This is a genomic window from Bradyrhizobium sp. 157, assembly GCF_023073815.1.
Taxonomy (GTDB): Bacteria; Pseudomonadota; Alphaproteobacteria; order Rhizobiales; family Xanthobacteraceae; genus Bradyrhizobium.
In genome coordinates this window covers 41,102-67,470 of record NZ_JADPKF010000032.1, presented here as the reverse complement: position 1 = coordinate 67,470, position 26,369 = coordinate 41,102, and the positions used below count along the sequence as shown (strand labels likewise).

Sequence of the window (26,369 nt, the reverse complement as noted above, 5' to 3'; positions counted from 1 at the left end):
AAGGCCGCCTTGCCAACGTGTGGCGGCGCTGCCGGCAGCGCCCATCGGACTGGCAATCCGAACGACCGTGCTATAATCCGCGCGGTCCAACAAATCGGAAAATATCAGCGGTGATCGCCAAGGATTTGCGCAGCGGCGTCGAGCAGCTCGGCAACATGATCGCCGAAGCCGCATGTATCGTTCCCTTTACCGGCGCCGGCATTTCCACCGAATGCGGCATCCCGGATTTCCGTTCCCCCGGCGGCCTGTGGACCCGCAACCGCCCGATCGCGTTCGACGAATTCGTTGCAAGTGCTGACGCGCGGGCCGAGGCCTGGCGGCGACGCTTTGCGATGGAGGCAACCTTTGCCGCGGCCAAGCCCGGCCGCGGGCATCGCGCGCTGGCCTCGCTCTACAAGGCCGGCAAGACGCCGGCGATCATCACTCAGAACATCGACAATTTGCATCAGGCGTCAGGCTTCAGGGCGGATGACGTGATCGAACTGCACGGCAACACCACCTATGCCCGCTGCATCGGCTGCGGACATGCCTATGATCTGCCTTGGGTAAAACAGCGTTTCGAGCAAGCCGGCAGCGCTCCCGACTGCACCATCTGCAACGAGCCGGTAAAGACGGCCACGATTTCGTTCGGACAGGCGATGCCGGAAGACGCGATGCGCCGCGCCACCGAACTGGCGCAGCATTGTGACCTGTTCCTGGCAGTCGGATCGTCGCTAGTTGTTTGGCCCGCCGCAGGTTTTCCGCTGATGGCCAAGAACTGCGGCGCGAAGCTCGTGATCATCAATAACGAGGCCACGGAACAGGACGACGTTGCCGATCTTGTCATACGTCACGACATCGGAGAAACGCTCGGACCGTTTGTAGGCAATTGATCGCCAATTGATTCGCGGCTGTGCAAGCCTGTTCATAGCCCCCACAATTTTGTTTTTTTTAGTATGCGGCACAATCGAGAGTGTTATCTTTTGATTCGAGAGATTCGCGCTGCGTTATCATGATGGTCATGGTAGGGCGCGTGTTCCGGTCCGCTACGGCGACAGTGGACCGCTTTTTGAAGTGTGAGGTCCGGGGTCATGGGGTCGGACGAATTTGGGTCCAAGAAGCTCGGGGGGCCGCCGACAGGCGGGACAGGGCAGAACAGGCTTGGACCAGGTGAATACGCAGCCGGCGCACAGCGCGATCCGGCGGTGGACGCGCTGTCGGGGCTCGGCGATGCCGCAGCTAACCTTGTCGAAATATCGGGCGTCATCAAATGGTTCGATGCTTCGAAGGGCTACGGTTTCATCGTGCCGGATAATGGCTGGCCCGATGTGCTGCTGCACGTCACCGTGCTCAGGCGCGACGGTTACCAGACGGCCTATGAAGGCGCGCGGCTAGTGGTCGAATGTGTGCAGCGTGCCAAGGGCTATCAGGCGTTCCGGATTGTCTCGATGGACGAGTCCACCGCGATCCATCCGGCGCAGATGCTGCCGCCTCGGACTCATGTCAGCGTTACGCCGACCAGCGGTCTGGAGCGGGCCCAGGTCAAATGGTTCAACCGGCTGCGCGGTTTTGGCTTCCTGACCTGCGGCGAGGGCACGCCGGACATTTTCGTTCACATGGAAACGCTGCGCCGCTTCGGCATGACCGAACTGCGGCCGGGCCAGTACGTGCTGGTGCGCTATGGGCCCGGGTCCAAGGGCATGATGGCGGCCGAAATTCATCCGGAGACCGGCCCGTCGGCGCTGTCGTCGCATTGATCCTGCCGTACCACTGACGCAAACGTGAGCCGGACGTCGCGCACCAGCGCGGCGGCCTCTGGCATTTGCCGCAATCCTCAGGTTAGGGTTCCCGGCGATTTCTCCTGAGATACCCGGCGTGAGTGCTTTGATGAATTTCGCTTTGACGGTTGCGCGGCTTCGCATCCCAGGCCGCCTGGTGACGTCGCTGGCCGCTATGTTTGCTGTGGTCCTCATCCTCTGCGCCAATCCTGCCGCGCGGGCTGCGAGCGTTCAGCCGCTCGAGATCGCCACCAAGTCAGGCGTACGCGTTTTCCTGGTCGAGATGGCGACGACTGAGGAAGAGAAGACCCAGGGGCTGATGTACCGGAAAGAACTCCCCGACGGCAAAGGCATGCTGTTCGATTTCTCGCCGGAGCAGCAGATCTCGATGTGGATGAAGAACACTTACGTTCCGCTCGACATGATCTTCATCCGCGCCGACGGCCGCATCCTGCGGATTGCCGAAAACACCGAGCCGCTCTCCACGAAGATCGTCTCTTCGGGTGGGCCCGCCAGGGCGGTGCTGGAAGTGATTGCCGGCACGGCGCAGAAATACGGCATTCAGCCCGGCGACCGGGTGGCGCACCCGCTGTTCAACAAGCGCTGACGGGGTTTCCATCGCCTTGATGACTGCGGGTTTAGCGTGTATCGAGCATTTCCAGCGTCAGATCGGGGTATAGCGCAGCCTGGTAGCGCGGCAGTTTTGGGTACTGCAGGTCGTTGGTTCGAATCCAGCTGCCCCGACCAATAAAATCAATGACTTGCAACGTCTTTTTCGGATTGAATCTTCCCAGCACAATTGGGAGAGGTAGGGGAACAATTGTGGCTGGCAGGAAGACAGTCATTCTGGCACGGCAGGCCCTTCTGCTGGGGCTGGTGATTTGCTTTGCCGCCGCAGGGAGCCAGCCGGCGGCAGCCAATCCCGCGCAGATGATTTCTGATTTTCGGCTAAAGCACGGGCAGAAGCGCGTAACCCTGGATGCGACTCTCACACGGATTGCACACGATCAAGCCCAGGCAATGGCCGCAAAGGACAAACTGGATCACGATGTCCTTGGCCGGTTCAATGCGCGTGTCGGCCCGGCAGGCGCAGGCCGCGCCGCAGAGAACATTGCGTACGGCTACGATGGTTTTCCAAAAACGCTCGACCAGTGGATCAATTCGTCGGGGCACCGAAAGAATCTCCTGCTGCCCGGCGCGACGCGCGTGGGCGTTGCCAGCGTGAAAAGCGCGAAGACCGGTCGCACGTATTGGGCCATGGTGATCGCAGGCGACTATGAGCGTCCCAAGACGCCGAAGAGTTCGCCAAAAGATTCGCCGAAGGCTTCAAAGCAGGCCAGCGCTGCGAAATCCAAGCCGCGCGCAGCCGAGGCTTGCCGACTGAAGATTCTCAGTCTCTGCTTTTAGGCTTGAACCCGGACCTCAGGCGTAGCTGCCTTCGCGGCGCGCCGTTACTGACGCTGGCAACAATAGCGCCGTGCGTGCCTGTGACCACTCGAATACTGCAACTTCGCTTCCGTGAGATACCGCCGGCGAATTCGCGGCTTGCAATATCGTTCCTGTTATGTTCTCTTTGGTCGTTCTTCGGAGGTGACCAATGGATGTCGAGAAGCAACGGGAAATCATCCGGCTCTGGAATCGCATGCGTCGGGTCGAAGGCCCGCTCGCGGAGGAAATCCGCATTCAGATCCTTGAGTGCTTTGCGCGGCCGGATTCACCGAGCACGCGCATGAACGAGCGGCGCGCGGTGCTGGGTCGCGTGCCGGTTCGGACCGCGCAACTGTATCGCATCGGCGAACGCAACGACAACGCCACGCTCTGATGGCTTTCGTATTCCGGCGAGGTCGATTCGGCAGCCGTCAAGATTGACGAAATCGATCCGCGGTGCATGCTGCACGCATGTTGTCGCGCGTGCGCAATTATTTTCAGGATGCGAAGTTCGCCCGCATGAGCAGCGGGACGTACTGCATCATTCGCGATCTCGGGCTGGTCAAGGGCGGCAAGGGGATGCGGCACCATGAGGTGCTCGTCACCTTCAGTCTCCGGGCGTTGTGGCGCTCAATCGGTCGGGGGTGGCGGCGCCTTGTGACGGCGCCGAAGAAGCCGGAGGTTTCGGCTCGGCCTGTCGCAGATACGTAGCCGCAACTGCCCGGCTGCCGGCGATCACCGTTGCGCCGCTTGCCACGCCAATAGCCGATGCTCCGCAAGCGACATCGCAACCGATGTCACGTAGCCGGTCAACCCAAGCAGGATGACACCGGCAAACAGGTCGGCCGAGCGAAACGCACGGGCCGACAGCAGAACCCAGTGGCCGAGCCCATCGAGGCCGGCCAGGATTTCGCAAACCACCGACAGGATCAACGCCACCGTCAGGCTGAGGCGCATGCCGGCGAGGATGTCGGGACTGGCGGAGGGCAGCGCGATCTTGAAGATGACCGCGAGCCGCGACATCTGCAGCGAGCGCGCGACCTCGTAGAGCCGCGGCTCGACAGCCGCAAAACCGTGGATGGTCGCCAGCATGATCGGCCAGATCGCACCAAAGGCGATCACGAACAGCGCCATCGCCTGCGTCAGCCCGAGCATCGCGATTGCCACCGGAATGATCGCCGAGACCGGCAGCGGCCGCAAAAACTCAAGCGACGGCGCGACATAGGTTCGCATCATCAGCGAGGATCCGATGATCGCGCCGATCGCGATGCCGGCAATGGAGGCGGCGAGCCAGCCATAGGCCATGTGTTCGAGCGTGCCGGCGAGCTTGCTCCAGAGATCGCCGGAGGAAAACCCGCGCACCAGCGCAGCCCAGGCCCGGTCCGGCCCCGGCAGGAACACCGGCGAGACCAGTTTCAAATTGGCGATCAGTTGCCATATCGCGACGAAGCCGGCCGCAACCGCAAAGCTCGCCACGCGCCAGAGGATGACGGAGCGGTTCATTGGCCGTCTCCGCTCAACGCGGCGCGTCCGAACAGGTGGTTCTGGGCGACGGTCAAAAGGACGTTCAGCGCGTAGCCGATCATGCCGATCCAGACCAGATAGGCCAGCATCAGGTCGGGACGCAGCGCCTGCTGCGCCAGCATGATACCGGCGCCGAGGCCGAGCGGGTTGATGGCAATTTCAACGGTGACGGCGACGATCAGCGCGATGCCGGCCGACAGGCGGAAGGCGACAAAGATCCGCGGCAGCGCGGCCGGGATGATGATCTTCCAGACCCGCTGCGCCGGCGGCAGGCGCAGTGCCCGTGCTACTTCCATCAGCCGCGGCTCGATGCTGCGCACGGCTGCACGCGACAGGATCAGAATCGGCCAGACGCAGGCGAACGCCACGATCACGATTTCCACGCGATATCCGAAGCCGAGCGCGATCAGCGCAATCGGCAACAGCGCGATCGAGGGGATCGGCCTGATGGCCTCGACCGTCACTTCCATCAGGCGGTTGAGGATATCCGAAATTCCGAATGCAATGCCGAGCGCAAGGCCGATGATCGTTCCGATCGCGAGCCCGGCGAACGCTGAAAACAGGGTATCGCGCGTCGCTGACAGGATCGAGAGATCGGCGAAGGCGCCGAACAGCGCCATGACAATCTCGCTCGGCGGCGCGAGGCTGTCGCTTTGCAGATGGGTGGCGCGCGCCCACACTTCGAATGCCACCAGAACGGCGAGCGGCAGCACCATTGCCTTGGCGGAATTTGCCGTCACTGCTCGGTCGCCTTGATGAAGTCGAACAATTGACGCCGCAGCCGCAGGAACTCCGGATGCTCGCGCGTCGACAATTGATCGCGCGGGCGCGGCAGGTTGACCGAAAGCTCGATGCCGATCCGTCCCGGATGCGGCAGCAGGCCAATGACGCGGTCGCCGAGATAGATGGCTTCGTCGAGGTCATGGGTCACGAAGATCACGGTGGCGCCGCTCGCCGCTACCAACGATAGCACTTCGTCCTGCAATCCCTGCCGCGTCATGGCGTCCAGCGCGCCGAACGGCTCGTCCATCAGAAGCGTCTTCGGCTCCTGCGCCAGGCAGCGGGCGATCTGCAGGCGCTGCTGCATGCCACCTGACATTTCGGACGGATATTTGCCGGCGTGGCCGGGCAGGCCGACGGTGTGCAGCAACTCCTCGATGCGGGCAGGGCGCTCGGCCGACGGCATGCCGCCCGCTTCCAGCGCCAGCGAGACGTTGCCTGCCGCAGTGCGCCACGGCAGCAGCGCCTTGCCGTAATCCTGGAACACGATCGCGATCTCGCGGCGCGGCTCGCGCATCGGCTGGCCGTCGAAATTCACCCTGCCGCTGGTCGGCTGGTAGAGACCGGCCGCCAAACGCAGAGCCGTGGTCTTGCCGCAGCCGGAGGCGCCGACGATGCAGAGGAATTCGCCGGGACGGACGCCGAGGCTCAGATTCTCGATGATGGTCTTGCCGCCGAGAACAAGCGTCACTCCGTCAAATGCGATCTGCGGCGCAGGGATGCCGGGTACGGCTTCGAGGCGTTTTGCGGCGTTGGCCATGGTTCAACTCTCGCTGCCGGGAGGATAGACGAAGTTGAGGGTGGAGCGCAGATGTGCCTCCAGCATCGTCTGCGAGCCGGGAATATCGCGCGCGATCGCCCGCTCGGCCAGCAATTGATGCGCGCGCACGAATTTCTTGCCGCTGTCGACGGAACGCATCATCACGCGGCGGTAGCGGTAGGCCTGGTCGTAGAGATCGGAATGGGCTGCAAGCAAACGCTTCGAGCCGCACGCCGCCAGCAGGGCAGTGTGAAAGCCCTTGTGCAGCCGGTCGAAATCCTCCGCGCCCTCGCGGAATTCATCGCCGGTTCGCTCGATATGGCGGCGCATCTGGTGCAGCGCGCTGACGATGCCGGCTTCCCAGGCATCGTCGCCATGGGTGATCGCCAGCCTGATGGCCTCGATCTCGATCGCCGTGCGCATCGTGGTGATGTCGAGCAGATCCTCGCGGCTGACGTCGGCGACGCGGAAGCCGCGCTGCCCGGTGCCCACGATCAGCCCGCGCGACATCAGCCGCGACAATCCCTCGCGTAGCGGCGTCGCGCCGATCTCGTAGCGCTGGACCAGATCGACGATGCCGAGTCGCGATCCCGGCGCCAGACGACCCGCAAGAATGTCCTGCTCGACCAGCGCGGCCGCGCGCTCGCTCAAGGTGGCGGCCTCGGTCACCGGTCGGTTCAGTTGGCGCTCGAAGGCTGGCATCGCGCAATCCGTTACTTCAGGACGAGCTTCGATGTGTCGAGCTTGGATTGCAGCATTTTTTGCGACGACATCACCTCGATCCACCAGGAGAGTTGCTCGGGCTTCAACGACGGTTCGGATCGGTTCGGCGGCGTCGCCTTGACCAGCTCGATCGGCTGCTTGGTAAACTTGGAAATCGAGTTCGATGCCTTTTCGCGGTCGTTGTTGACGATGACGGCGGACTCGGCGATCGCGTCACGGAATTTCTTGATCGCCGCGGCGTTCTTGTCGGCCCATTCGCGCGAGGCCGCGTAGAAAATGATCGGATCGGTGCGGGCCAGTTCGACCGCGTAGCGTGCGCCGACCGACCCGAGGCCGGCATTGGTCATGCGCGTCACGAACGGTTCGGCGGTCAGCACGGCATCGACGCCGCCGGATTTGATGATGTCGGCCATGGTCGGGAAGGTGACCTCGACGAAATTGACGCTCTTGGGGTCGACGCCTTTCTCCACCAGCCACTTCACGAACAATACATGCAGGAAGGCATTCAGCCCGGGCGCGCCGACTTTCTTGCCTGCGAAATCCTTCGGCTCCCTGATGGTGATGCCGTTGCGGATGAAGGCGGTGATGTTGCCGTTCGACACCGGGTTCATCACGGTGGCTCCGGCAATGGCGACGAGATCGAGTTCACCGTCGGCGGCCTGCAAAAACACCGTCGAGGTCGGCCCGCCGATCTGGATCGAGTTCGACAGGATCGCTGCCGGGATGTTCGAGTTGATGCCGATCGGCGTCATCTCGACCTCAAGGCCGTGCTTTTTGAAAATGCCTTCGTCGATCGCCACCATCGCGGAGGCGCAGTCCGAGGTTGCCGTGCAGCCGACCTGGATCTTGGCTTGCGCAAAGGCGGTACCGGTCAGCGCCACACTGACCGCAAGGGCGGCAAGGACCTTTTTCACGACGTTCTCCCCATCAAACATTTTTCAGGCTTGTTTATCGATATTTTTTTTGATCATATATTTCATCGGAACACAAGAGGGCGTCAGGTGAAACTCGCAACAATCAAGTCGGGCGGTATGGAAAAGGTCGCCATCGTGCATAGCGGCGACAGGCTGCTCTTTGATCTCGCGGCGGCGGCCAGCCGCAACGGAGGTGCCAATCCTGCCTTCGCTTCGATGCTGGCGCTGATCGATGCCGGTGACGCCGCGCTCGAACAGGCTGCGAAGGTGTTCGACAAACACGGCGAGGACGAGAGCCTTTCCGTATCGGTGGATGCCACTGAGATTCTCGCGCCGGTCCCCGAGCCGCGGCAGATGCGGGACGGCATGTCGTTCCCGCTGCATATCCTGCAGGCCCCGCGCGGGCAGCTCAAGCTCGCCGCACGCGCCAAGGGCGATATGGCCGAGCTGGCGCGGATCGAGGCGGAGCCGCTCGGCGAGTTGCCGGAGGTCTATCGCAAGCAGCCGATCTATTACATCACCAACCGTTTCAGCGTGCGCGGCACCAACACCAACGTGAAGTGGCCGCGCTATAGCCAGGTGATGGATTACGAATTGGAATTCGGCATCATTACCAAAAGCAAGGGCGCCAATATCTCCGCGGCGAAGGCAAAAGATCACATCTTCGGCTACACGATCTTCAACGACTTTTCCGCGCGCGATGCCCAGCGCATCGAGATGGAAGGGCGGCTTGGCCCGGCGAAGGGAAAGAGTTTCGATGGCGGCAACGTGATAGGGCCGTGGATCGTCACCCCGGACGAGATCGGCGATCCCTACAAATTGAAGATGGAAGCGCGCGTCAACGGCAAGATGCGCTCGCAGGGCGTGACCGAAGGCATGCTATTCTCGTTCGAAGAGATCATCGCCCACATCAGCCAGGACGAGACCCTGATGCCCGGCGAATTCATCGGATCCGGCACTGTCGGTAATGGATGCGGGCTCGAGCTCGGCTGGTATCTCGAGCACGGCGACACGATCGAACTCGAAGTCGAAAAGATCGGTATTTTGAAGAACCGGGTCGAGCGGCAATAGCCGTTGGACCACGCTACATAAAAAAACATCCAGCGAGGAAACGCCATGGCGCGCAAACTGGTCGACATTTCCGTCCCCCTGCAAAATGACGTGCCGGCCGATCCGCCCGGCAACCACCCGACCATCCAGTACATCGATCATCAGCAAGGCCTGCCCCGCATGCTGCAGTTCTTCGAAGGGTTGAAGGCGGAAGATCTGCCTGATGGTCAGGGCTGGGCGGTGGAGCAGGTATCGCTCTCCACCCACAACGGCACGCATCTGGATGCGCCCTGGCATTTCCATCCCACCATGAACCGCGGCGAGCGTTCATGGACCATCGATGAGGTGCCGCTGGAATGGTGTTTTCAGCCGGGCGTGAAGCTCGACTTCCGGCATCTGCCGGACGGCTATGTCGCCACCGCCAAGGATGTCGAGGCAGAGTTGAAACGCATCGGCCATACGCTGTCACCCCTTGAGATCGTCGTGGTCAATACCAGTGCCGGCGCCAAATACGGAAGGCCTGATTACGTCATCTCCGGCTGCGGCATGGGCTACGAGGCGACGATGTATCTGTTGGAGCGCGGTGTGCGCCTGACCGGCATCGATGGCTGGAGCTGGGATGCGCCGTTCGTCTACACCGCGAAGAAGTACGCCGAGACTGGGGATGCCAGCCTGATCTGGGAAGGCCACAAGGCCGGCCGCCACATCGGCTATTGTCATCTCGAGAAGCTGCACAATCTCGAGCAATTGCCGTCGACCGGCTTCATGGTGTCGTGCTTCCCGGTGAAGATCGAGCGCGCATCCGCCGGCTGGACCCGCGCGGTCGCCATTCTCGACGGCTGAAGACCGCACAAACAACAACAAGATCGGGGAGAAAACGAATGACGGATTTGCGCACGGCCCCGCTGCGGGGATGCTTCTGCTGTGGTCAATCAAATCAGTCATTCGCCGCACCAAGCCGGCGCGGCTTCATGCTCGGCGCCGGCGCGCTGGCGATGACGACGGCGATCGGCAGTGGCCGGGCAGGGGCACAAATCGCCGACGCAAAACCGTTCCGGATTGACGTTCACCATCATCTCTCGGCGCCAACTTACGTGACCGCGTCGAACGACAGCGGCTTCGGCGATCCCTTGATGAAGAACTGGACCATCGAGAAATCCCTCGCAGATATGGACAAGGCCGGCATCGCCACTTCGATGCTGTCCGTCACCACGCCCGCGGTCAATTTCACCAAGGGCGATACCGCACGAAGGCTCTGCCGCGAGTCGAACGAATATGCCGCAAAGCTGGTCGCGGATTATCCGGGGCGGTTCGGCAATTTCGCAATGCTGCCGCTCACCGACGCCGAAGGCAGCCTGCGCGAGCTCGCCTATGCGCTCGATACGCTCAAGGCCGACGGCATCGCCTTGATGACGAGCTACGGCGACAAGTGGCTCGGCGATCCGGTGTTCCTGCCGGTCATGGAGGAGCTCAATCGCCGCAAGGCGCTGGTCTACACCCATCCCACCGCGGCCAATTGCTGCGTGAACCTGGCGCCGACGCAACCGCCCGTGATGATCGAGTTCGGCACCGACACGACGCGTACCATCGCCGACATCGTCTTCTCCGGCAACGCAAGGCGCTTTCCCGATATCCGATGGATATTCTCGCATGCGGGCGGGACGATGCCGTTTCTGATCGAGCGCTTTGTCCGGCATCCGCTGCTGGTGCCGAAAGCCAAGGAGACGGTGCCCAATGGCACGCTCGCCGAGTTGAAGCGATTCTTCTACGACACCGCACAGACGTCCAACCGCGCCGCGATGTCGGCGCTGGCGTCGCTCATTCCGCCGTCGCAGATCGTGTTCGGGACGGATTTCCCATACCGGACCGGCAGCGATCACGTAAAGGGATTGCGCGAGGCGGGCGTTTTCACGGACGAACAGATCACGTCGATCGAACGCGGCAATGCGCTCAAGCTGATCCCGCGGCTTGCAAGCTAGGCCAAGCGCGGCCGGCGCTCACTGTGCGCGGAAGCATCGGCCAAAGAAAAAAGGCGTGCCATTGGCACGCCTGATTCCATCTATGATCTTGTCTGACCCGACAGCGATCGGAGCTATATCACCACCTGCAGACGCGGACGCCGTAGGGATTCCACCAGCAGCGCGGGCCAGGGCGTACAAAAACAGGCCCACCATAGAAGCCTCGGCCTCGGCCGCGATAGTAGCCACGGCCACCGCCGCGATAGAAGCCACGGCCGCCGCGATAGCCTCGGCCTCGTTGGGCCTGCGCGGACGTGGTTGTCCCGCCCACCAGAATGGCAGAGGTGCTGGCCACGTAGACGAACAACAAAGCCAGCGCTGCAAGGCAGCGGGTCAGGATATTGTAGCGTTTAGCCATTCGAGAATCTCCCGGTCACTTCCAAACATCTGGACTTCGGCACTATCTCACTTAGACGCGCGAGACAGTTCTCAGTTCAGATGCGCTAACACAATATTTTCACAAGGTTCTTTCGAGCTCTTGGGACTTTATTAAGAAGGACAGGTAAGGTCAAGTTACGGCCGGTCTGTCGAGGACTCTTGCGCCATTCATCTATCTGAATGCTGGATGAACACTTAAGATGGTGCACCGCAGAAGTTAGAATTGAAAAAAATCCGCAAGGCCACGCCAGCAACTTGATGTCGACACGATTTCCATTTCTCAGCGCAAGACGATCCCGCCTTCACGAGTACCCATGCCCAAAAAACACACTTATGTCCTTGGTCTGAATACCTACGACCATGATGTCAGCGCCTGCCTGTTGCGCGACGGCGCCATTGCGTTTGCGATCGCCAAGGAGCGGATCACGCGGGCCAAGCACGCCTCGGGCTTCTACAAAGAAGTGATCGATTATTGCCTCGAAGCCGAAGGCATTACGCTCGACGACGTCGATCTGGTGGTGCGCAATTGCTACATCCTGCCGGTCCCGGAAATGGAAGAGCGACTGGTCTATTTCGACGCGCCGGGCTTCCTGCCGGAGTTCGAGCGCGACGAGGCGGCCAAGCATCCGCTGTATCTGAAGCATTCGGACAAGGTGGTCACGATCTCCCATCACCTCGCGCACGCCTACAGCGCGTTCGCGGTGTCGCCGTTCGAGGATGGCGTCGTGATGATCGTCGACGGCGTCGGCAGCTACCGCGCCGACGTCATGGAATCGTTTCCGGCGAGCGATGTCGCCACGCCGCTCGCGCGCGAATCGGAGAGTTACTACAAGTTCAGCGGCACGACACTGGAATGCGTGAAAAAGGTCTGGATGGAGCCGGACCGCGGCTTCCTCAGCGACGAATTCTACACCATGCCCGGGCTCGGCGCGCTCTACAGCCGCGCCTCGACCTACATCTTCGGCGATTGGAATAAGTGCGGCGAGCTGATGGGACTGGCGCCTTATGGCCGCCGCGATCAGGTCAAGCATCTGCTCGAACTCACCGACGACGGCAAGCTGCAGGTGCCGCACTGGACCGCTGCCGACTTCAAGCAACCTTATGTCTTCGACGTCGCTAGCAACTGGGAAAAACACCCGGCGATGCGGCACTGGGAAGACCTGGCCTGGCGCACGCAGGACGACACCGAGAACGTGCTGCTGGCCCGCGCCCGCTGGTTGCGCGAAACCACCGGCGCGAAGAACCTCTGTATGGCCGGCGGCGTTGCACTGAACTGCGTGGCGAACGGCCGGCTTGCCCGCGAAGCCGGCTTCGAGAACGTCTGGATCCAGCCGGCGGCCGGCGATGACGGCATTGCAATCGGCTGCGCCTATTACGGCTGGCTCGAAATCCTGAAGCAACGCCGCAGCTTCGTCATGGATCACGCCTATGTCGGCAGGCGCTACAGCGACCAGGATGCCGCCAAGGAGTTGCAGAAATTTCTGGTGCGGATCCAGGTCGACGCCGTCAGGAGCGACAATGTCTGCCGCGACACCGCCAAACTGCTCGCCGACCAGAAGGTGATCGGCTGGTTTCAGGACCGCTCCGAATTCGGGCCGCGCGCGCTCGGCAACCGCAGCCTGCTGGCCGATCCACGCAAGCCCGAGATGAAGGACATCCTCAACAGCCGCGTGAAGCACCGGCAGGCGTTCCGGCCGTTCGCGCCGATCGTGCTGGCCGAGCGCATGAAGGAAATTTTTGAAGGCGAGGAGGACTCGCCCTTCATGCTGATCGCCAAGCCGGTTCGCCCTGAATGGCGCGACAAGATCCCTGCGATCGTGCATGTCGATGGCACCGCACGCGTCCAGACCGTGCGCGAAGAAACCAATCCGATGCTCTACCGCCTGCTGAAGGAATTCGAGGCCTTGACCGGCGTTCCTGTGCTGATCAACACCTCATTCAACATCAAGGGCGAGCCCATCGTGGAAACGCCGCAGGATGCCGTGAACTGCTTTCTGACCACCGGCGTCGATCATCTCGTCATTCACGACACCATCGTATCGAAGAACGCGATGCACAAGGTGGTCGCGCCGGCGGTCAATATCTACACCGACGTGCGGATGCTGGTGGCATCGACCGCGCAACCGGCCTGAACCGGTGCCGCGGTTCAGCCGAAAGCCGCTCAGGCGGCTTTCGGCGCTGCCGGCTTGAGCGGCTTGTCCTGCCGCTTCGACCAGGAAATGTAATAGGCTACGATGGTCATGATCGCGATGCCGGTCACGCTGACGAAGATCTGCGCGAACAGCGAGCCTGAGCTCATCGACAGTTCGAAGTGCCCGACGAATGACAGGAACACGCCGACGCAGAAAACCGCCAACGACTGCTGACCACAGACGACGAGCGGATCGAAAATCTTCCACTCCAGCCCCGGCCATTCCTTCGGCACGAAGCGGATCACCAGGATCACGATCGCCACGAAGTGCAGGAAGCGGTAGGGCGCGAGGTTGGTCTTGTCGTTGGGATTGAAGGTCGAATACAGCCACTGCGGGAACATGTCGCCGAAAGCCGGAAACTTGCCGGCCATGGTCATGACCAGCGCCAGGATCAGATAGGCCACGCACACATACAGCGTGATCGGCGAGTTGATGATGTGCATGTTCTTGCGGGCGCCACCGAGTGCGCACCACGCGCCGAACACGAACAGCACCTGCCAGGCGAACGGATTGAAGTACCAGGTGCCGACCGGATAGGCGGACAGGTTCCATCCTGTCTGCCGCGACACCAGCCACAGCACGATGGCGGCCGCCAAGGTCCAATTGGGCTGCCGCAGCATGATCCACAAAACCGGCGGGAACAGCCCCATCAGCACGATGTAGAGCGGCAGCACGTCGAGATTGACCGGCTTGAACTTCAGGAACAAGCCCTGTCGCAGCGTTTCGGTCGCATTGTCGACCAGGACGGCGACGTTGAAATCGTTGACCAGCTCCGAGTCGCCAAAGCGCAAGGCGAGGTAGCTGATCGAGGCGATATAGATCACGAACAGGATGATATGGGCGACATAGAGCTGCCAGACCCGCTTGGTCAGCCGCGTAGCGCCGACAATGAATCCGCGTTCGAGCATCATCCGCGCATAGACAAACGAGGCGGTATAGCCGGAAATGAAGACGAACAGGTCGGCGGCGTCGCTAAACCCGTAATTGCGGACGGTGATCCAGTTTACGACGTTATCCGGGATATGATCCAGATAGATCCACCAGTTCGCGACCCCGCGAAACAGGTCGAGCCGGAGGTCGCGTCCTTTGTCTGGCAGCGTAGCGTTGATTTTCATGGGTGCCGCTTCGTGATGCTTTCGGGAAGATCGCGCCGCAAGACCGGGTCCCGGGCGCCGGATAGCCCTGGATTGTCACAGTACGGCATAATGACTATACCGGCACGGAAATGGTACATCCGGGGGTCCGGAATCACCGATCAAATTCCTGAAAGGTGTCTCTATACTATCCCGGCCGTTTCCACCAAACGCTTCCATACCGCTTGAGGACCCGACCATCCAATGACCGCCCGCATTTTCAAGCCTGCCAAGAACGCGATGCAATCGGGAAGGGCCAAGCCCCAGGAATGGCAGCTCGATTACGAGCCCGAGCAGCCGCGGGCGATCGAGCCGCTGATGGGCTGGACCTCGTCCTCCGACATGAAGCAGCAGCTCACCTTGCGCTTCGACACCAAGGAAGACGCGATCGCCTATTGCGAGCGCAAGGGCATCGCCTACCAGGTGATCGAGCCCAAGGATTCGGTTCGCCGGCCCGCCGCTTACGCCGACAATTTCGCCTTCAAGCGCGTCGAGCCCTGGACCCACTAGCGGTCTGGTAGGCCCGCTTTGCAGCCCCCGCGTCGCGAGGCGTTGCCGGCGAGGGCTATTGTGCCGGGTCAGATGCTACCGGATTTGGGAATATGGGCAGTGGCGCATCCTTGGCGACGCCAAGCACCGGGAAGGTTCTGATGTTGCGGACCTCGGGCATCGCTGAAAATTGCAGAAGCTGCTGGTGCATGCCCTCGACGTTTCGCGCCACGCATTTGAGCAGATAATCGGCGTCGCCCGAAATGCGCCAGCTCTGCTGGACCAGCGGTATTGCCGCGATCGATTTTTCGAACGCCTGCAACGTCGCCTGAGCCTGGCTCTGCAACTGAATCAATACGTAGGAAATAACCTCGTAACCAAGGAGCTTTTCGTCAAGCGTGGCTCTGATGGCACTGACATAGCCGCGCTCGCGCAAGGACCGAACGCGCCGCCGGCATGGAGGCTCCGAGAGGCCGACCCTCTCAGCCAACTCATTGTTGCGGATGCGTCCGTCCTTCTGCAACTCGGACAGGATTTTCAGGTCGAATTCGTCGAGGGGCTGACGTTCGGGCATCGGCACCTCGTCAGCTCTCCGGCCTGCCGCGAGCCGTGACATCAGGGGAGGGTGCGCGATTGGTTCGCGCCCGCTCGGACGTCGCGCTGGGAGAGACGCCCGATAGCACCAGCTTCTCATGGGCGGCGACGATCGCCTCCTTGGTGAGCCGGCCGCCGGGCCGGTACCAGGCAGTGAGGCCGGTCAGGAGCGACAGGATCGCAAACGTCGCCACCTGGATGTCAACGACCTCGAACTCGCCTTCCGCGACACCCTCGGTGAGAATTTCTGCAAGCCGCCGCTCATAGGCACCGCGCAGCGCCACGATCTCCTCGTAGTTCTTCGGTTCCAGGCTGCGCAGCTCGGAATTGGCGATGAAGACCTCGCGCTTCCTGGTCATGTGATAGCTGACATGGAACGCGACGAAGGCGCGGAGCTTGTCGATCGGCTGTTGCTTCCCCTGCAGGGCTCGATCGAGCTGGCGCAGCAGCTCGTTGATGTGGTCCCGTACCAGCACGAACAGCAATTCCTGCTTGGTCGAGATGTGATTGTAGAGCGAGCCCGACTGGATCCCGACTTCGGCCGCAAGCTGGCGCAGGCTCATGGCGGCGTAGCCGTGCTCGAAGATCAGGCGCAGCCCGGCTTTGCGGATCGCCTCCATCGTCCTGGGGCCGTGTGAGCCGATCGTCCGCGCCATTGAGCCTCTGAGGGTGGAGAGCGTTCGCCGCCTGGAAACGAGCAAGCAGCCGTATAATACTGGCACGAAAAGATAGTAATTTCAATTGGCTGCAGGGTTCGCTTGAGCCTAAGCAGGCCTCACTTGCGAGGATAGTAAAAAAACGTATGATCGTTTAATTCTAGGACATTCGGGGGAAACCAATGGCCTCAAACAGGGCACTGCTTCTCAACTTCGACCTCGGCGAGACCGCGGACGCGATCCGCGAGACCGTGCATGCGTTTTCGCAGAACGAAATCGCCCCGCGCGCCGCCGAGATCGACCGCAGCAATCAGTTCCCGCGCGATCTTTGGCCCAAGATCGGCGCGCTCGGCCTGCACGGCATCACGGTGGAGGAGGAATATGGCGGCGCCGGCCTCGGTTATCTCGAGCACTGCATCGCGGTGGAGGAGATATCGCGCGCGTCAGCCTCCGTCGGGCTGTCCTACGGCGCGCATTCCAACCTCTGCGTCAACCAGATCCGCCGCAACGGCAACGAGGCGCAGAAACGGAAGTATCTGCCGAAATTGATCTCGGGCGAACATGTCGGCTCGCTCGCGATGTCGGAGCCGGGCGCGGGCTCGGACGTGGTCTCGATGAAGACCCGCGCCGAAAAAAAGGGCGACCGCTTTGTGCTGAACGGCAACAAGATGTGGATCACCAACGGCCCCGTCGCCGATACGCTCGTGGTCTATGCCAAGACCGACGCTACTGCCGGGCCCCGTGGCATCACCGCCTTCCTCATCGAAAAGGGCATGAAGGGATTTTCCACCGCGCAAAAGCTCGACAAGCTCGGCATGCGCGGCTCCGATACCTGCGAGCTGCTGTTCGAGGATTGCGAAGTGCCCGAGGAGAACGTGCTGAGCGAAGTCGGCCGCGGCGTCAACGTGTTGATGTCCGGCCTCGACTATGAGCGCGCGGTGCTGGCGGCCGGCCCGATCGGCATCATGCAGGCCTGCATGGACGTGGTGCTGCCTTACGTGCACGAACGCAAGCAGTTCGGCGAGCCGATCGGCAGCTTCCAGCTCGTGCAGGGCAAGATCGCCGACATGTACACCACGATGAATGCCTCGCGCGCCTATGTCTACGCGGTGGCCAAAGCCTGCGACCGCGGCGAGACCACGCGCGAGGACGCGGCCGGCGCCATCCTCTACGCCGCCGAGAAGGCGACGCAATGCGCGCTCGACGCCATCCAGCTCCTCGGCGGCAACGGCTACATCAACGACTACCCGACCGGACGGCTGTTGCGCGACGCCAAACTCTACGAGATCGGCGCCGGCACCAGCGAAATCCGCCGCATGCTGATCGGACGGGAGCTGTTCGAGAAGACGGCTTGAACTTCACATCGAGGCAAAGATGATACAGGCTGTTATATCTTCCTCGAACGTTACGGTCCGACTGTCCTGAAGCCATTCCAACGGCTCCCTCGCATCCAAAGAAAACGCCGACCATGCCGCTTCATTCCACCATCGATCCGACATCCCAAGAGTTTGCCCGCAATGCCGACGTGATGCGGGGTCTCGTGGCCGAACTGCGCGAGAAGCTCAAGGTAGTCGCCGGCGGGGGCGGCGAGGTGTCGCGCAAGCGGCATACCGCGCGCGGCAAGATGCTGGCACGCGAGCGCGTCGACCTGCTGGTTGATCCCGGCACTGCCTTTCTGGAACTATCGCCGCTCGCCGCGCATGGGCTCTATGGCGGCGATGTCCATTCCGCCAGCATCATCACCGGGGTGGGGCGCATTTCGGGCCGCGAATGCGTGATCGTCGCCAACGACGCCACTATCAAGGGCGGCACCTATTATCCGATGACGGTGAAGAAGCATCTGCGCGCGCAGGATATCGCGCGCCAGAACAATCTGCCCTGCGTCTACATGGTCGATTCCGGCGGCGCCTTCCTGCCGATGCAGGACGAGATCTTTCCGGACGAGCGGCATTTCGGCCGCATCTTCTACAACCAGGCGCAGATGTCCTCGCAGAGCATTCCGCAGATCGCGATCGTAATGGGCTCCTGCACGGCCGGCGGCGCCTATGTGCCGGCGATGTCGGACGAGAGCATCATCGTGCGCAACCAGGGCACCATCTTCCTCGGCGGCCCGCCGCTGGTGAAGGCCGCAACCGGCGAGGTGGTTTCCGCCGAAGAGCTCGGCGGCGCCGATGTGCATTCCCGCCACTCCGGTGTCACCGATCACTACGCCCAGAACGATGCGCATGCGATCGGGATTGCTCGGCGTATCGTCGCCACGCTAAAGCCGCCGACGCGCGCAGTGCTGAACATGCGCGAGCCGCGGGAGCCGCTGTTTTCCGCCGAGGAAATCTATGGCGTGGTCTCCGCCGACGGCAGAAAGCCGTTCGACGTGCACGATATCATTGCGCGGATCGTCGACGGCTCGGAGTTCGACGAATTCAAGAAGCTATACGGCGCGACGCTGATTTGCGGCTTTGCCCATATCTGGGGCTATCCGGTCGGCATCATTGCCAACAATGGCATCCTGTTCAGCGAGAGTTCGCTGAAGGGCGCGCACTTCATCGAATTGTGCTGCCAGCGCAATATTCCGCTGGTGTTTTTGCAGAACATCACCGGCTTCATGGTCGGCAAGAAATACGAGGCCGGTGGCATCGCGCGCGACGGCGCCAAGCTGGTGACGGCGGTGGCGACCGCCGGCGTGCCGAAATTCACTGTCGTGATCGGCGGCTCCTATGGTGCCGGAAATTACGGCATGTCTGGCCGCGCCTACTCTCCGCGCTTCCTCTGGATGTGGCCAAATGCTCGCATCTCCGTCATGGGCGGCGAGCAGGCCTCCATGGTGCTGAGCCAGGTTCGCCGCGACAATATCGAGGCGAAGGGCGAAAGCTGGTCGGCCGACGAAGAGGATAAGTTCCGCGCGCCGATCCGCGCGCAGTATGAAAGCCAGGGCAATCCGTATTACGCCACCGCCCGGCTGTGGGATGACGGCGTGATCGATCCCGCCGACACCCGTCTGGTGTTGGGCCTTGGTCTATCAGCCGCGGCCAACGCGCCGATTGAACCCACGAAGTTTGGCTTGTTCAGGATGTGATGATGGACCGCTCGAAACTTTACCGGCGTTTTCGTACCCTCGTGATCGCCAACCGCGGCGAGATTGCCTGCCGTGTGATCCGCTCCGCGCGTGCCATGGGTCTGCGCACCGTCGCCGTCTATTCCGAGGCCGATCGTGATGCCATGCATGTCGCCATGGCCGACGAGGCCGTGCTGCTGGGGCCGGCGCGGGCGCGCGACAGCTATCTCAGCATGGAACGCGTGATCGAAGCCGCGCGCCAGACCGGCGCCGAGGCGGTGCATCCCGGCTACGGTTTTCTGTCTGAAAATGCCGAATTCGCGCAGGCGTGTCTGAACGCCGGGCTGGTGTTCGTCGGTCCTACCGCCGAGATGATGACGGCGATGGGCTCGAAGTCCGGCTCGAAAGCGCTGATGGAGAAGGCCGGCGTGCCATTGGTGCCCGGCTATCACGGCGAGGCGCAGGACGAGGCGACGCTCACGAAGGCTGCCGAGAAGATCGGCTTCCCGGTGCTGGTGAAGGCTTCGGCCGGCGGCGGCGGGCGCGGCATGCGCGTCGTCAATTCGGCCGGCGAGCTTGCGGCGGCGATCGTCAGCGCCAAGCGCGAAGCCAAGGCGGCGTTCGGCGACGATCGCATGCTGATCGAAAAGTTCGTGCAGAACCCGAGGCATATCGAGGTGCAGATCATCGGCGACAGCCATGGCAATCTGCTCTCGCTCTGGGAGCGCGAATGCACGCTGCAGCGGCGGCACCAGAAGGTGATCGAGGAGGCGCCGTCGCCGACGCTGGACACCAAGCAACGCGAAGCGGTCTGCGCGGCTGCGCGCAAGGCGGCTGCCGCGGTCAATTATGTCGGCGCCGGCACCATCGAATTCGTCTCCGACGGCAAGGAGGTGTTCTTCATCGAAATGAACACCCGCCTGCAGGTCGAGCATCCCGTGACCGAGCTCATCACCGGCGTCGATCTCGTCGAATGGCAGTTGCGGGTGGCGTTCGGCGAAAAGCTGCCGTTGGCGCAGGATGAGATTAAGCTGAAGGGCCACGCCATCGAGGCGCGGGTTTATGCCGAAAATCCGCAGAAGAATTTTATGCCATCAGTCGGTCGGATCAGGACCTGGCGCACGCCCGACGCGGTCGATGGTTTGCGCATCGACGCCGGTTATCGCAGCGGTGATGCAGTGTCGCCTTACTACGACGCCATGCTTGCCAAGGTCATTGCATGGGCTCCGACGCGCCAAGCCGCCATCGAGCGGCTGAACCGCGGGCTGGAAGAGACCGACGTCCGCGGCATCGTCACCAATATTCCGTTCCTGTCCGCGCTGGTGACGCACCCGCAGGTGCGCGCCAATACCATCGACACCGGCTTCATCGAGCGCGAGTTGAAGAAGCTGACGGACTCGACGGGGACGGCAGGGGACCTCGAGCTTTGTGCCGCGGTAGCGGCAATCACTGTCGATGAGCAAAACGCCGCGCGCAAGGAAGCGCGTTCGCCCTGGCAGACGTTTGGCTGGATGCCGGTCGGCCAGCGCAAGCGGGTGTTCTCGTTCCGTCAGGGGCAGGGCGCCGAACACAAGGTGACGCTGCACTATGGCAATAGTCCGTCGAAGCTGACCATCGGCAAGCACGAGTTCGTATTCGCGACCTCGTCTGCTGATGGCGGCAGTTTTGACCTGACGATCGAGGGCATGAAATCGCGTGTCACGGCCGTGATCGAAGGCCACGAGCTTTACCTCCGCACCCGGAACGGCCGCTTCGACCTGCACTGGGTCGATCCGTTCGGCGGCGAGACCGAGGAGTTGGTCGGCGAGGACAAGATCGTGGCGCCGCTGCCGGGGACCGTGGTGGCGCTGCTGGCCGAGGAAGGCGCGACGCTGGAGAAGGGCGCGGCGATCCTGACGCTGGAAGTCATGAAAATGGAGCAGACCCTACGTGCGCCCTTTGCGGGCGTGTTGAAGAAAATCAGGTGCAAGGTCGGCGATATCGTCGGCGAAGGCGTCGAACTCGCCGAAGTCGAACCGGCGGTGGCGTCATGAGCGATGGCGTTCACATTGTCGAGGTCGGCCCGCGCGACGGGCTGCAGAACGAGAAGACCCCGATCAGCGTCGCCGACCGGATCGCCTTCATTGAGGCGTTGATCGGCGCCGGGCTCAAGGCGGTGGAAGTCGGCGCGTTCGTATCATCCAAGGCGATCCCGCAGATGGTCGGCTCGGCCGAGGTGTTGCGCGGCGTCAGCCATCACACGAATTGCGAACTGCCGGTACTGGTGCCGAACGAGAAGGGCTACGAGGCTTCTCAGGCCGGCGGCGCCAAGCTGATCGCGGTATTCGCTGCAGCGTCGGAAAGCTTTTCCCACGCAAATATCAATTGTTCGATCGCGGAGTCGATCGAGCGCTTCAAGCCGGTGCTGGCCCGCGCCAAGGCTGACGGCGTCCGGGTTCGCGGCTATATCTCCACCGTGCTCGGTTGCCCCTACGAGGGCGAGATCAAGCCGCAGGCGGTGGTCGATCTCGCAAAAGTATTGTGGGATCTCGGCTGCTACGAAGTCTCACTCGGCGATACCATCGGCGTCGGCACGCCGCTGAAAGCGCGACAGCTATTGCGGGCGGTCGCCGGCCATGTTCCGATAGCCAATCTGGCGATGCATTTCCACGACACCTACGGCCAGGCACTTGCCAATCTCTACGCCGGGATGGAAGAGGGCTGCCGCGTGATCGATTCCGCCGCCGGCGGGCTCGGCGGCTGTCCCTATGCCCCCGGCGCGACGGGTAACGTCGCGACGGAGGATGTGGTCTACATGCTCGAAGGCATGGGGATTGCGACCGGCGTCGACATGGAAAAGCTGGTGGCGGCAACCAATGTTGTGAGCGGGCTGATCGGCCGGCCGCCGGTCAGCCGCGTCGCGGCGGCGTTGAATGCGAAGAGGCAGGCCGCGAAGTAGCCCGCTTACGCGGCCTTCAGCCCGACATTAGGCAGCACCGGCCGGTTCTTCAGCGCTTTCGCCATCATCGCTTCGACCTCGGCTTTCTCGTGCGGCAGCAGCGCCAGCCGCGGCGGACGGGTCAGCGCGGTGCCGCGGCCCATGATGTGCTCGCAAAGCTTGATGCACTGGACAAGGTCCGGACGGGCATCGAGGTGCAAGAGCGGCATGAACCATTCGTAGAGCGGCATCGCCTCGGCATAACGTCCCGCCTTGGCGAGGCGGAACAAAGTCTCGCCCTCACGCGGGAAGGCGTTCGACATGCCGGAGACCCAGCCAACCGCGCCCATGGCCACGCTCTCGACGATGACGTCGTCGAGGCCGGCAAACAGGACGAAACGGTCACCAACCATGTTGCGGGTGTCGATGAAGCGCCGTGTGTCGCCGGAAGAGTCCTTGAAGCAGACGACGGTCTCGACGTCGGCAAGCGAGGCCAGAATGTCCGGCGTGACGTCGTTCTTGTAGATCGGCGGATTGTTGTAGAGCATGACCGGTAGATCGGTCGCGCTGGCGACCGCGCGGAAATGTGCGGCAGTCTCGTGCGGCTTGGACGAATAGACCAGCGCGGGCATCACCATCACGCCATCGATGCCGACGCGTGCGGCTTCCTTGGCGGTTTCGACCGCAAAGGCCGTCGTGAACTCAGCGATGCCGCACAGCACGGGGACACGGCCGGCGGCGACGGATTTTGCTGCCTCCATGATCGCGACCTTCTCCTTGCGCTCCAGCGAGGTGTTCTCGCCGACGGAACCGCAAACGATCAATCCGGAAACGCCGTCGCGGATGAGGCCGTCCATGACCTTGGCCGTCGCGTCGATATTGAGCGACAGATCATCATTGAATTGCGTGGTGACGGCCGGGAAGACGCCTTCCCAGGAAATGCGTGGGCTCATTGTTTGGCTCCATTGGGGAATTGTGCCGGCGGATTCTTTCGATCCGCCGGGCTTTGGCTTGAACGATGTGTGGGATCAGAGCGTCGCGCCGACTTTGCGCAGCTCGGCAAGGATAGGTGCTTTGGGCAGCCAGATCTTGTCGAACTCGGCAATGACGGCTTCGGTATCGCCCGCCGGGACCTGCCGGATCGGGATCGGCGCGTTCTTGAAGTTCTCGATCAGCTTTGGCTCATTGCCGGCCAATTCATCGATCTGCGCGTCGAGCGTGGACTTGACGGTCTTTGTGATCAGCTCCCGGTCGGCTGCCGGCAGCGATTGCCAGACGCGGCCGGAGACGACCGCTGCCATCGGCATGAAGACAGCATTCATCTGCAGGATGACTTTTGATACCTTGTCGAAGCGCTGGTTCCAGGAGAACTCCAGGTCCGCCTCGAGGCCGTCGACCTGACCGTTCGCCATGGCATCGAACACCTGGGGCGTCGGTATCGGCGTCGGCGCCGCGCCGAGCGACGAATAGAAATCGCGATATACCGGCGTCGGGTTGATGCGCAGCTTCATGCCCTTGATATCGGCGAGCGAGGTCAGGTCCTTCGACGAGAAGATGGCGCGCATGCCGGTGATGCCCCAGCCGAGGCCGATCGTTCCGGTTTCCTGCGGCAGCACTTCGAACAGCTTGATCGCGGCCGGATGACGGACGAATTTGGCGACCGACGGCGTCGAGCGGACGATGTAGGGCGCGTTGATCGCTGCAATATGCGGCACGCGCGAGCCGAGCTCGGCGGCCTGGATGAAGCCCATGTCGAGCGCGCCGGACTGCAATTGCTGCATCATCGCCGGCTCGTTGCCGAGCTGGCCGGAGTGAAACACCGTCATCGTCAGGCGGCCGTTGGTGGCCGCCTTGAGGTCGTCGCCGAGTTTTAGCGCCGCCTTGTTCCAGGAATGGCCATTGGGCGTGATCAGGCCGAGGCGGAATTCCTTGGCTTGCGCCAGCGCCAACGACGGCGCGAACAGCGGCACGGCCGCGCTGGCGGCAAGGAAGCGGCGACGGGAAAGCGACATGACAATGCTCCTGAGGGGTTTGAACCTACTTGATGAGGACGAGGGAGAGGGAGGGATAGAGCGAGAGCAGCACCAGCAGGATGCAGGAGATGCCGAACAGCGGCAGCGTCACCATGAACATCTTGCCGGGCTTGGCGCCGGTGACGGCGGCGGCAACGAAAAAGCAAAGACCGACCGGGGGCGATAGCAATCCAAGCACCAGGTTGATCACCACGACGACGCCGAACTGGCGCGGATCGATGTGATAGATCTCGGTCGCGACCGGCAGCAGGATCGGCACCGTCATGATCAGGCCGGGAATGCCGTCGATGACCGTACCGATCACCAGCAGGATCACGTTGCAAAGCAGCATGAAGCTGACGGGATCCTTGGCGACCGATTGGATCCATGCGGCGGTCTCCTGCGGCACCTTGCCGAACACCAGCACCCAGGAGAACACGGCCGCTGCCGCGACCAGGAACAGCACGATGGCCGAGTAGATCCCCGCGCGCAGCATCATCTGCGGAAGCTGCGAAAACCTGAACTCCTTGGTCAAGAATCTTCCGACGAGAGCGGCGGCTACCGCGCCGACGGCCGCGGACTCCGTTGCGTTGGCGAGTCCGCCGAGAATGCTGCCGACGATGACGACAGGAATTAGCAGCGTCGGCGATGTCCGCAGGATCGTCGCGATCCGCTGCCTCGGCGTCTGATAATCGGCCTTGGGATAGTTGTAGACGTATCCCATCAGTGCGATGACGATGCAGAACATCGCCGTCAGGATCACGCCCGGCACGATGCCGGCAATCAGCATGTCGCTGACCGAGACCTGCGCTAGCACGCTGTAGACGACGAACATCACCGAGGGCGGAATGATCGGCCCGAGCATGCCGCCATAGGCGGTCAACCCGGCCGCGAAGGTCTTGTCATAGCCCTTCTTTTCCATCTCCGGCACCATGATCTGCGCCATGATCGCGACCTGCGCCGTCGCAGATCCCAGGATGGAGGAGATGAACATGTTGGCGAGGATGTTGACGTAGGCGAGCCCGCCCTTCAGCGAGCCGACAAAAGCCATCGCCATGTCGACGATACGCCGTGTAATGCCGCCGCCATTCATGATTTCGCCGATCAGGATGAAGAGCGGGATGGCGATCAGGCCGTAGCTGTCGACGCCGCCGAAGAGCTGCAGCGGGTACGACTGAAACAGAACCGGATTGCCTGACGCGATGATGTAGACGAACCCGGCCAGGCAGAGGCAAAGGCCGATCGGTACCCCGACCAGCATGATCGCGATGAAGGCGGCTGACGTGATCACTAGTTGACCCCGTCGAGTTCGGAGAGCTGAAAGCCTTTTGGTGGCGTCCGTGGCACCAGTTCGAGATCTTCGAGCAGGTTTGCCAGGCCATGAATGGTCATGGAGAGCGCGAAGATCGGCAGCGTCAGATAGAGTACCCAGGTCGGCCAGTTCAGCGTCTGCGTCCGCTCGGTGTAGAGGAAGTTGAATGTCTCGGCGGCGAGCTTTCGCGCGTCGAAGCCGGCGCGGGCAAGCCCGATCGGATCCATCCAGAGGAAGCAGGTGATGATCAGCGCCAAGCCGAACACGACGACCATGCCCGTGGCGATGACCTTTGCGAACTTCTGATGTCGCGACGACAGGCGCTCGGTCATCATGGTGACTGCGAAGTCCAGCCGCAGTCGGGTCATGGCGGAGGCGCCGATGAAGGTCAGCCAAACCACGCAATAGACCGCCGATTCATCGATCCAGTAGATCGGGAAGTGCGAATAGCGGGTGACGACGTTCACCAGGATCAGAGCCGTCAGCAGATACATCAGCCCCATCAAGGCGATGCGCTCGAAAGCGAGCAGGAGACTCGAAGCCCTGACAACGATTGCCCGGGCGCTGAACGCTGGCATATCCGCAATCGCCTGCTCGATCATAAGGAGCCCCGCTGCCCGTCAAGATTTCTCGTGCCATTCGAAGTTGTATAATTTATACAATCTTGTCAAACGGAGATT

At 62.1% G+C, this 26,369-nt stretch carries 27 protein-coding genes and 1 tRNA gene; 16 read left to right on the top strand and 12 right to left on the bottom strand.

Features of this window, described 5'->3' with window-relative positions; translation table 11 throughout:
- Nucleotides 1–110 precede the first annotated feature (110 nt).
- The 7 genes from IVA95_RS07080 to IVA95_RS07050 all read left to right on the top strand — a co-directional run bounded on the left by IVA95_RS07080 (nucleotide 111) and on the right by IVA95_RS07050 (nucleotide 3,896).
- A complete protein-coding gene (locus tag IVA95_RS07080; protein WP_247509853.1) occupies nucleotides 111–872 on the top strand; it encodes a Sir2 family NAD-dependent protein deacetylase in 762 nt (253 codons plus the stop codon).
- 198 nt (nucleotides 873–1,070) lie between these two features.
- Nucleotides 1,071–1,736, top strand: coding sequence for a cold-shock protein (locus IVA95_RS07075; protein ID WP_213247270.1), 666 nt, complete (start codon nucleotides 1,071–1,073; stop codon nucleotides 1,734–1,736).
- Nucleotides 1,737–1,932: 196 nt separating this feature from the next.
- Nucleotides 1,933–2,364 carry a DUF192 domain-containing protein gene (locus IVA95_RS07070; RefSeq protein ID WP_247509872.1) on the top strand — a complete coding sequence of 144 codons (432 nt, stop codon included), beginning with the start codon at nucleotides 1,933–1,935 and terminating at the stop codon, nucleotides 2,362–2,364.
- Nucleotides 2,365–2,427: 63 nt separating this feature from the next.
- Nucleotides 2,428–2,504 (top strand) — tRNA-Pro (locus IVA95_RS07065).
- 9 nt (nucleotides 2,505–2,513) lie between these two features.
- Nucleotides 2,514–3,164 (top strand): CAP domain-containing protein, encoded by a 651-nt coding sequence (locus tag IVA95_RS07060; RefSeq protein ID WP_247509852.1) that lies wholly within the window; start codon nucleotides 2,514–2,516, stop codon nucleotides 3,162–3,164.
- Nucleotides 3,165–3,354: 190 nt separating this feature from the next.
- On the top strand, nucleotides 3,355–3,579 hold the full coding sequence (locus IVA95_RS07055; protein WP_247509874.1) for a hypothetical protein: 225 nt from the start codon (nucleotides 3,355–3,357) through the stop codon (nucleotides 3,577–3,579).
- Between the two features lie 125 nt (nucleotides 3,580–3,704).
- Nucleotides 3,705–3,896, top strand: a complete 192-nt coding sequence (locus IVA95_RS07050) for a hypothetical protein (RefSeq protein ID WP_247509851.1) — start codon at nucleotides 3,705–3,707, stop codon at nucleotides 3,894–3,896.
- 24 nt (nucleotides 3,897–3,920) lie between these two features.
- Here the strand turns inward: IVA95_RS07050 and IVA95_RS07045 are convergent, their stop codons facing one another.
- The 5 genes from IVA95_RS07045 to IVA95_RS07025 are packed head-to-tail and all read right to left on the bottom strand — an operon-like array spanning nucleotide 3,921 to nucleotide 7,886.
- The gene (locus tag IVA95_RS07045) at nucleotides 3,921–4,688 is read right to left on the bottom strand and encodes an ABC transporter permease subunit (RefSeq protein WP_247509850.1); all 768 of its coding nucleotides are present in this window, start codon (nucleotides 4,686–4,688) and stop codon (nucleotides 3,921–3,923) included.
- Nucleotides 4,685–5,425, bottom strand: a complete 741-nt coding sequence (locus IVA95_RS07040; RefSeq protein WP_247509871.1) for an ABC transporter permease — start codon at nucleotides 5,423–5,425, stop codon at nucleotides 4,685–4,687. Before IVA95_RS07040 ends, IVA95_RS07045 begins: the two co-directional genes overlap by 4 nt.
- Nucleotides 5,426–5,445: 20 nt before the next feature.
- Nucleotides 5,446–6,249 (bottom strand): ABC transporter ATP-binding protein, encoded by an 804-nt coding sequence (locus IVA95_RS07035; RefSeq protein ID WP_247509849.1) that lies wholly within the window; start codon nucleotides 6,247–6,249, stop codon nucleotides 5,446–5,448.
- 3 nt (nucleotides 6,250–6,252) lie between these two features.
- The gene (locus tag IVA95_RS07030) at nucleotides 6,253–6,951 is read right to left on the bottom strand and encodes an FCD domain-containing protein (protein WP_247509848.1); all 699 of its coding nucleotides are present in this window, start codon (nucleotides 6,949–6,951) and stop codon (nucleotides 6,253–6,255) included.
- Between the two features lie 11 nt (nucleotides 6,952–6,962).
- Nucleotides 6,963–7,886, bottom strand: a complete 924-nt coding sequence (locus IVA95_RS07025) for an ABC transporter substrate-binding protein (protein ID WP_247509847.1) — start codon at nucleotides 7,884–7,886, stop codon at nucleotides 6,963–6,965.
- An 87-nt stretch (nucleotides 7,887–7,973) separates the two neighbouring features.
- On the opposite strand from IVA95_RS07025, the gene IVA95_RS07020 reads away from it, so the two are divergent.
- The 4 genes from IVA95_RS07020 (at nucleotide 7,974) to IVA95_RS07005 (ending at nucleotide 13,464) form a co-directional block, all read left to right on the top strand.
- Nucleotides 7,974–8,957 (top strand): fumarylacetoacetate hydrolase family protein, encoded by a 984-nt coding sequence (locus IVA95_RS07020; protein ID WP_247509846.1) that lies wholly within the window; start codon nucleotides 7,974–7,976, stop codon nucleotides 8,955–8,957.
- 45 nt (nucleotides 8,958–9,002) lie between these two features.
- On the top strand, nucleotides 9,003–9,779 hold the full coding sequence (locus IVA95_RS07015) for a cyclase family protein (protein ID WP_247509845.1): 777 nt from the start codon (nucleotides 9,003–9,005) through the stop codon (nucleotides 9,777–9,779).
- A 38-nt stretch (nucleotides 9,780–9,817) separates the two neighbouring features.
- Nucleotides 9,818–10,915, top strand: a complete 1,098-nt coding sequence (locus tag IVA95_RS07010) for an amidohydrolase family protein (protein WP_247509844.1) — start codon at nucleotides 9,818–9,820, stop codon at nucleotides 10,913–10,915.
- A gap of 731 nt (nucleotides 10,916–11,646) precedes the next feature.
- Nucleotides 11,647–13,464 carry a carbamoyltransferase C-terminal domain-containing protein gene (locus IVA95_RS07005; protein WP_247509843.1) on the top strand — a complete coding sequence of 606 codons (1,818 nt, stop codon included), beginning with the start codon at nucleotides 11,647–11,649 and terminating at the stop codon, nucleotides 13,462–13,464.
- Between the two features lie 29 nt (nucleotides 13,465–13,493).
- On the opposite strand, the gene IVA95_RS07000 is transcribed toward IVA95_RS07005, so the two are convergent.
- Nucleotides 13,494–14,639: an OpgC domain-containing protein gene (locus tag IVA95_RS07000; protein WP_247509842.1), complete on the bottom strand. Its 1,146-nt coding sequence runs from the start codon at nucleotides 14,637–14,639 to the stop codon at nucleotides 13,494–13,496.
- A 222-nt stretch (nucleotides 14,640–14,861) separates the two neighbouring features.
- Between IVA95_RS07000 and IVA95_RS06995 the strand changes: the two genes are divergently transcribed.
- Nucleotides 14,862–15,167, top strand: coding sequence for an ETC complex I subunit (locus tag IVA95_RS06995; RefSeq protein WP_247509841.1), 306 nt, complete (start codon nucleotides 14,862–14,864; stop codon nucleotides 15,165–15,167).
- A gap of 55 nt (nucleotides 15,168–15,222) precedes the next feature.
- Here the strand turns inward: IVA95_RS06995 and IVA95_RS06990 are convergent, their stop codons facing one another.
- On the bottom strand, nucleotides 15,223–15,720 hold the full coding sequence (locus IVA95_RS06990; protein WP_247509840.1) for an Lrp/AsnC family transcriptional regulator: 498 nt from the start codon (nucleotides 15,718–15,720) through the stop codon (nucleotides 15,223–15,225).
- 10 nt (nucleotides 15,721–15,730) lie between these two features.
- Complete coding sequence (locus IVA95_RS06985) at nucleotides 15,731–16,396, bottom strand: TetR/AcrR family transcriptional regulator (protein ID WP_247509839.1); 666 nt, start codon at nucleotides 16,394–16,396, stop codon at nucleotides 15,731–15,733.
- A gap of 182 nt (nucleotides 16,397–16,578) precedes the next feature.
- On the opposite strand from IVA95_RS06985, the gene IVA95_RS06980 reads away from it, so the two are divergent.
- The 4 genes from IVA95_RS06980 to IVA95_RS06965 all read left to right on the top strand — a co-directional run bounded on the left by IVA95_RS06980 (nucleotide 16,579) and on the right by IVA95_RS06965 (nucleotide 22,386).
- Nucleotides 16,579–17,751: an isovaleryl-CoA dehydrogenase gene (locus tag IVA95_RS06980; RefSeq protein ID WP_247509838.1), complete on the top strand. Its 1,173-nt coding sequence runs from the start codon at nucleotides 16,579–16,581 to the stop codon at nucleotides 17,749–17,751.
- Nucleotides 17,752–17,864: 113 nt separating this feature from the next.
- Nucleotides 17,865–19,469: a carboxyl transferase domain-containing protein gene (locus IVA95_RS06975; protein ID WP_247509837.1), complete on the top strand. Its 1,605-nt coding sequence runs from the start codon at nucleotides 17,865–17,867 to the stop codon at nucleotides 19,467–19,469.
- A gap of 2 nt (nucleotides 19,470–19,471) precedes the next feature.
- Complete coding sequence (locus IVA95_RS06970) at nucleotides 19,472–21,481, top strand: acetyl/propionyl/methylcrotonyl-CoA carboxylase subunit alpha (protein ID WP_247509836.1); 2,010 nt, start codon at nucleotides 19,472–19,474, stop codon at nucleotides 21,479–21,481.
- Nucleotides 21,478–22,386 carry a hydroxymethylglutaryl-CoA lyase gene (locus tag IVA95_RS06965; RefSeq protein WP_247509835.1) on the top strand — a complete coding sequence of 303 codons (909 nt, stop codon included), beginning with the start codon at nucleotides 21,478–21,480 and terminating at the stop codon, nucleotides 22,384–22,386. The genes IVA95_RS06970 and IVA95_RS06965 overlap by 4 nt, the downstream gene beginning before the upstream one ends.
- A 5-nt stretch (nucleotides 22,387–22,391) precedes the next feature.
- Here IVA95_RS06965 and IVA95_RS06960 read toward each other — a convergent pair whose 3' ends face one another.
- From IVA95_RS06960 to IVA95_RS06945, 4 genes are all read right to left on the bottom strand, one after another.
- Nucleotides 22,392–23,318, bottom strand: coding sequence for a dihydrodipicolinate synthase family protein (locus tag IVA95_RS06960; RefSeq protein WP_247509834.1), 927 nt, complete (start codon nucleotides 23,316–23,318; stop codon nucleotides 22,392–22,394).
- 75 nt (nucleotides 23,319–23,393) lie between these two features.
- A complete protein-coding gene (locus tag IVA95_RS06955) occupies nucleotides 23,394–24,377 on the bottom strand; it encodes a TRAP transporter substrate-binding protein (RefSeq protein ID WP_247509833.1) in 984 nt (327 codons plus the stop codon).
- A gap of 25 nt (nucleotides 24,378–24,402) precedes the next feature.
- Nucleotides 24,403–25,668: a TRAP transporter large permease gene (locus tag IVA95_RS06950; RefSeq protein WP_247509832.1), complete on the bottom strand. Its 1,266-nt coding sequence runs from the start codon at nucleotides 25,666–25,668 to the stop codon at nucleotides 24,403–24,405.
- Nucleotides 25,668–26,267 carry a TRAP transporter small permease gene (locus IVA95_RS06945; protein ID WP_247509831.1) on the bottom strand — a complete coding sequence of 200 codons (600 nt, stop codon included), beginning with the start codon at nucleotides 26,265–26,267 and terminating at the stop codon, nucleotides 25,668–25,670. The genes IVA95_RS06950 and IVA95_RS06945 overlap by 1 nt, the downstream gene beginning before the upstream one ends.
- Nucleotides 26,268–26,369 lie beyond the last annotated feature (102 nt).

Bases quoted from the DNA above. Each gene is read 5' to 3' on its own strand.
- IVA95_RS07075 (WP_213247270.1), top strand. From the start codon at position 1,071: ATGGGGTCGGACGAATTTGGGTCCAAGAAGCTCGGGGGGCCGCCGACA.
- IVA95_RS07070 (WP_247509872.1), top strand. From the start codon at position 1,933: ATGTTTGCTGTGGTCCTCATCCTCTGCGCCAATCCTGCCGCGCGGGCT.
- IVA95_RS07060 (WP_247509852.1), top strand. From the start codon at position 2,514: ATGACTTGCAACGTCTTTTTCGGATTGAATCTTCCCAGCACAATTGGG.
- IVA95_RS07055 (WP_247509874.1), top strand. From the start codon at position 3,355: ATGGATGTCGAGAAGCAACGGGAAATCATCCGGCTCTGGAATCGCATG.
- IVA95_RS07050 (WP_247509851.1), top strand. From the start codon at position 3,705: ATGAGCAGCGGGACGTACTGCATCATTCGCGATCTCGGGCTGGTCAAG.
- IVA95_RS07045 (WP_247509850.1), bottom strand. From the start codon at position 4,688: ATGAACCGCTCCGTCATCCTCTGGCGCGTGGCGAGCTTTGCGGTTGCG.
- IVA95_RS07040 (WP_247509871.1), bottom strand. From the start codon at position 5,425: ATGGTGCTGCCGCTCGCCGTTCTGGTGGCATTCGAAGTGTGGGCGCGC.
- IVA95_RS07035 (WP_247509849.1), bottom strand. From the start codon at position 6,249: ATGGCCAACGCCGCAAAACGCCTCGAAGCCGTACCCGGCATCCCTGCG.
- IVA95_RS07030 (WP_247509848.1), bottom strand. From the start codon at position 6,951: ATGCCAGCCTTCGAGCGCCAACTGAACCGACCGGTGACCGAGGCCGCC.
- IVA95_RS07015 (WP_247509845.1), top strand. From the start codon at position 9,003: ATGGCGCGCAAACTGGTCGACATTTCCGTCCCCCTGCAAAATGACGTG.
- IVA95_RS07010 (WP_247509844.1), top strand. From the start codon at position 9,818: ATGACGGATTTGCGCACGGCCCCGCTGCGGGGATGCTTCTGCTGTGGT.
- IVA95_RS07005 (WP_247509843.1), top strand. From the start codon at position 11,647: ATGCCCAAAAAACACACTTATGTCCTTGGTCTGAATACCTACGACCAT.
- IVA95_RS07000 (WP_247509842.1), bottom strand. From the start codon at position 14,639: ATGAAAATCAACGCTACGCTGCCAGACAAAGGACGCGACCTCCGGCTC.
- IVA95_RS06995 (WP_247509841.1), top strand. From the start codon at position 14,862: ATGACCGCCCGCATTTTCAAGCCTGCCAAGAACGCGATGCAATCGGGA.
- IVA95_RS06990 (WP_247509840.1), bottom strand. From the start codon at position 15,720: ATGCCCGAACGTCAGCCCCTCGACGAATTCGACCTGAAAATCCTGTCC.
- IVA95_RS06985 (WP_247509839.1), bottom strand. From the start codon at position 16,396: ATGGCGCGGACGATCGGCTCACACGGCCCCAGGACGATGGAGGCGATC.
- IVA95_RS06980 (WP_247509838.1), top strand. From the start codon at position 16,579: ATGGCCTCAAACAGGGCACTGCTTCTCAACTTCGACCTCGGCGAGACC.
- IVA95_RS06975 (WP_247509837.1), top strand. From the start codon at position 17,865: ATGCCGCTTCATTCCACCATCGATCCGACATCCCAAGAGTTTGCCCGC.
- IVA95_RS06970 (WP_247509836.1), top strand. From the start codon at position 19,472: ATGGACCGCTCGAAACTTTACCGGCGTTTTCGTACCCTCGTGATCGCC.
- IVA95_RS06965 (WP_247509835.1), top strand. From the start codon at position 21,478: ATGAGCGATGGCGTTCACATTGTCGAGGTCGGCCCGCGCGACGGGCTG.
- IVA95_RS06960 (WP_247509834.1), bottom strand. From the start codon at position 23,318: ATGAGCCCACGCATTTCCTGGGAAGGCGTCTTCCCGGCCGTCACCACG.
- IVA95_RS06955 (WP_247509833.1), bottom strand. From the start codon at position 24,377: ATGTCGCTTTCCCGTCGCCGCTTCCTTGCCGCCAGCGCGGCCGTGCCG.
- IVA95_RS06945 (WP_247509831.1), bottom strand. From the start codon at position 26,267: ATGCCAGCGTTCAGCGCCCGGGCAATCGTTGTCAGGGCTTCGAGTCTC.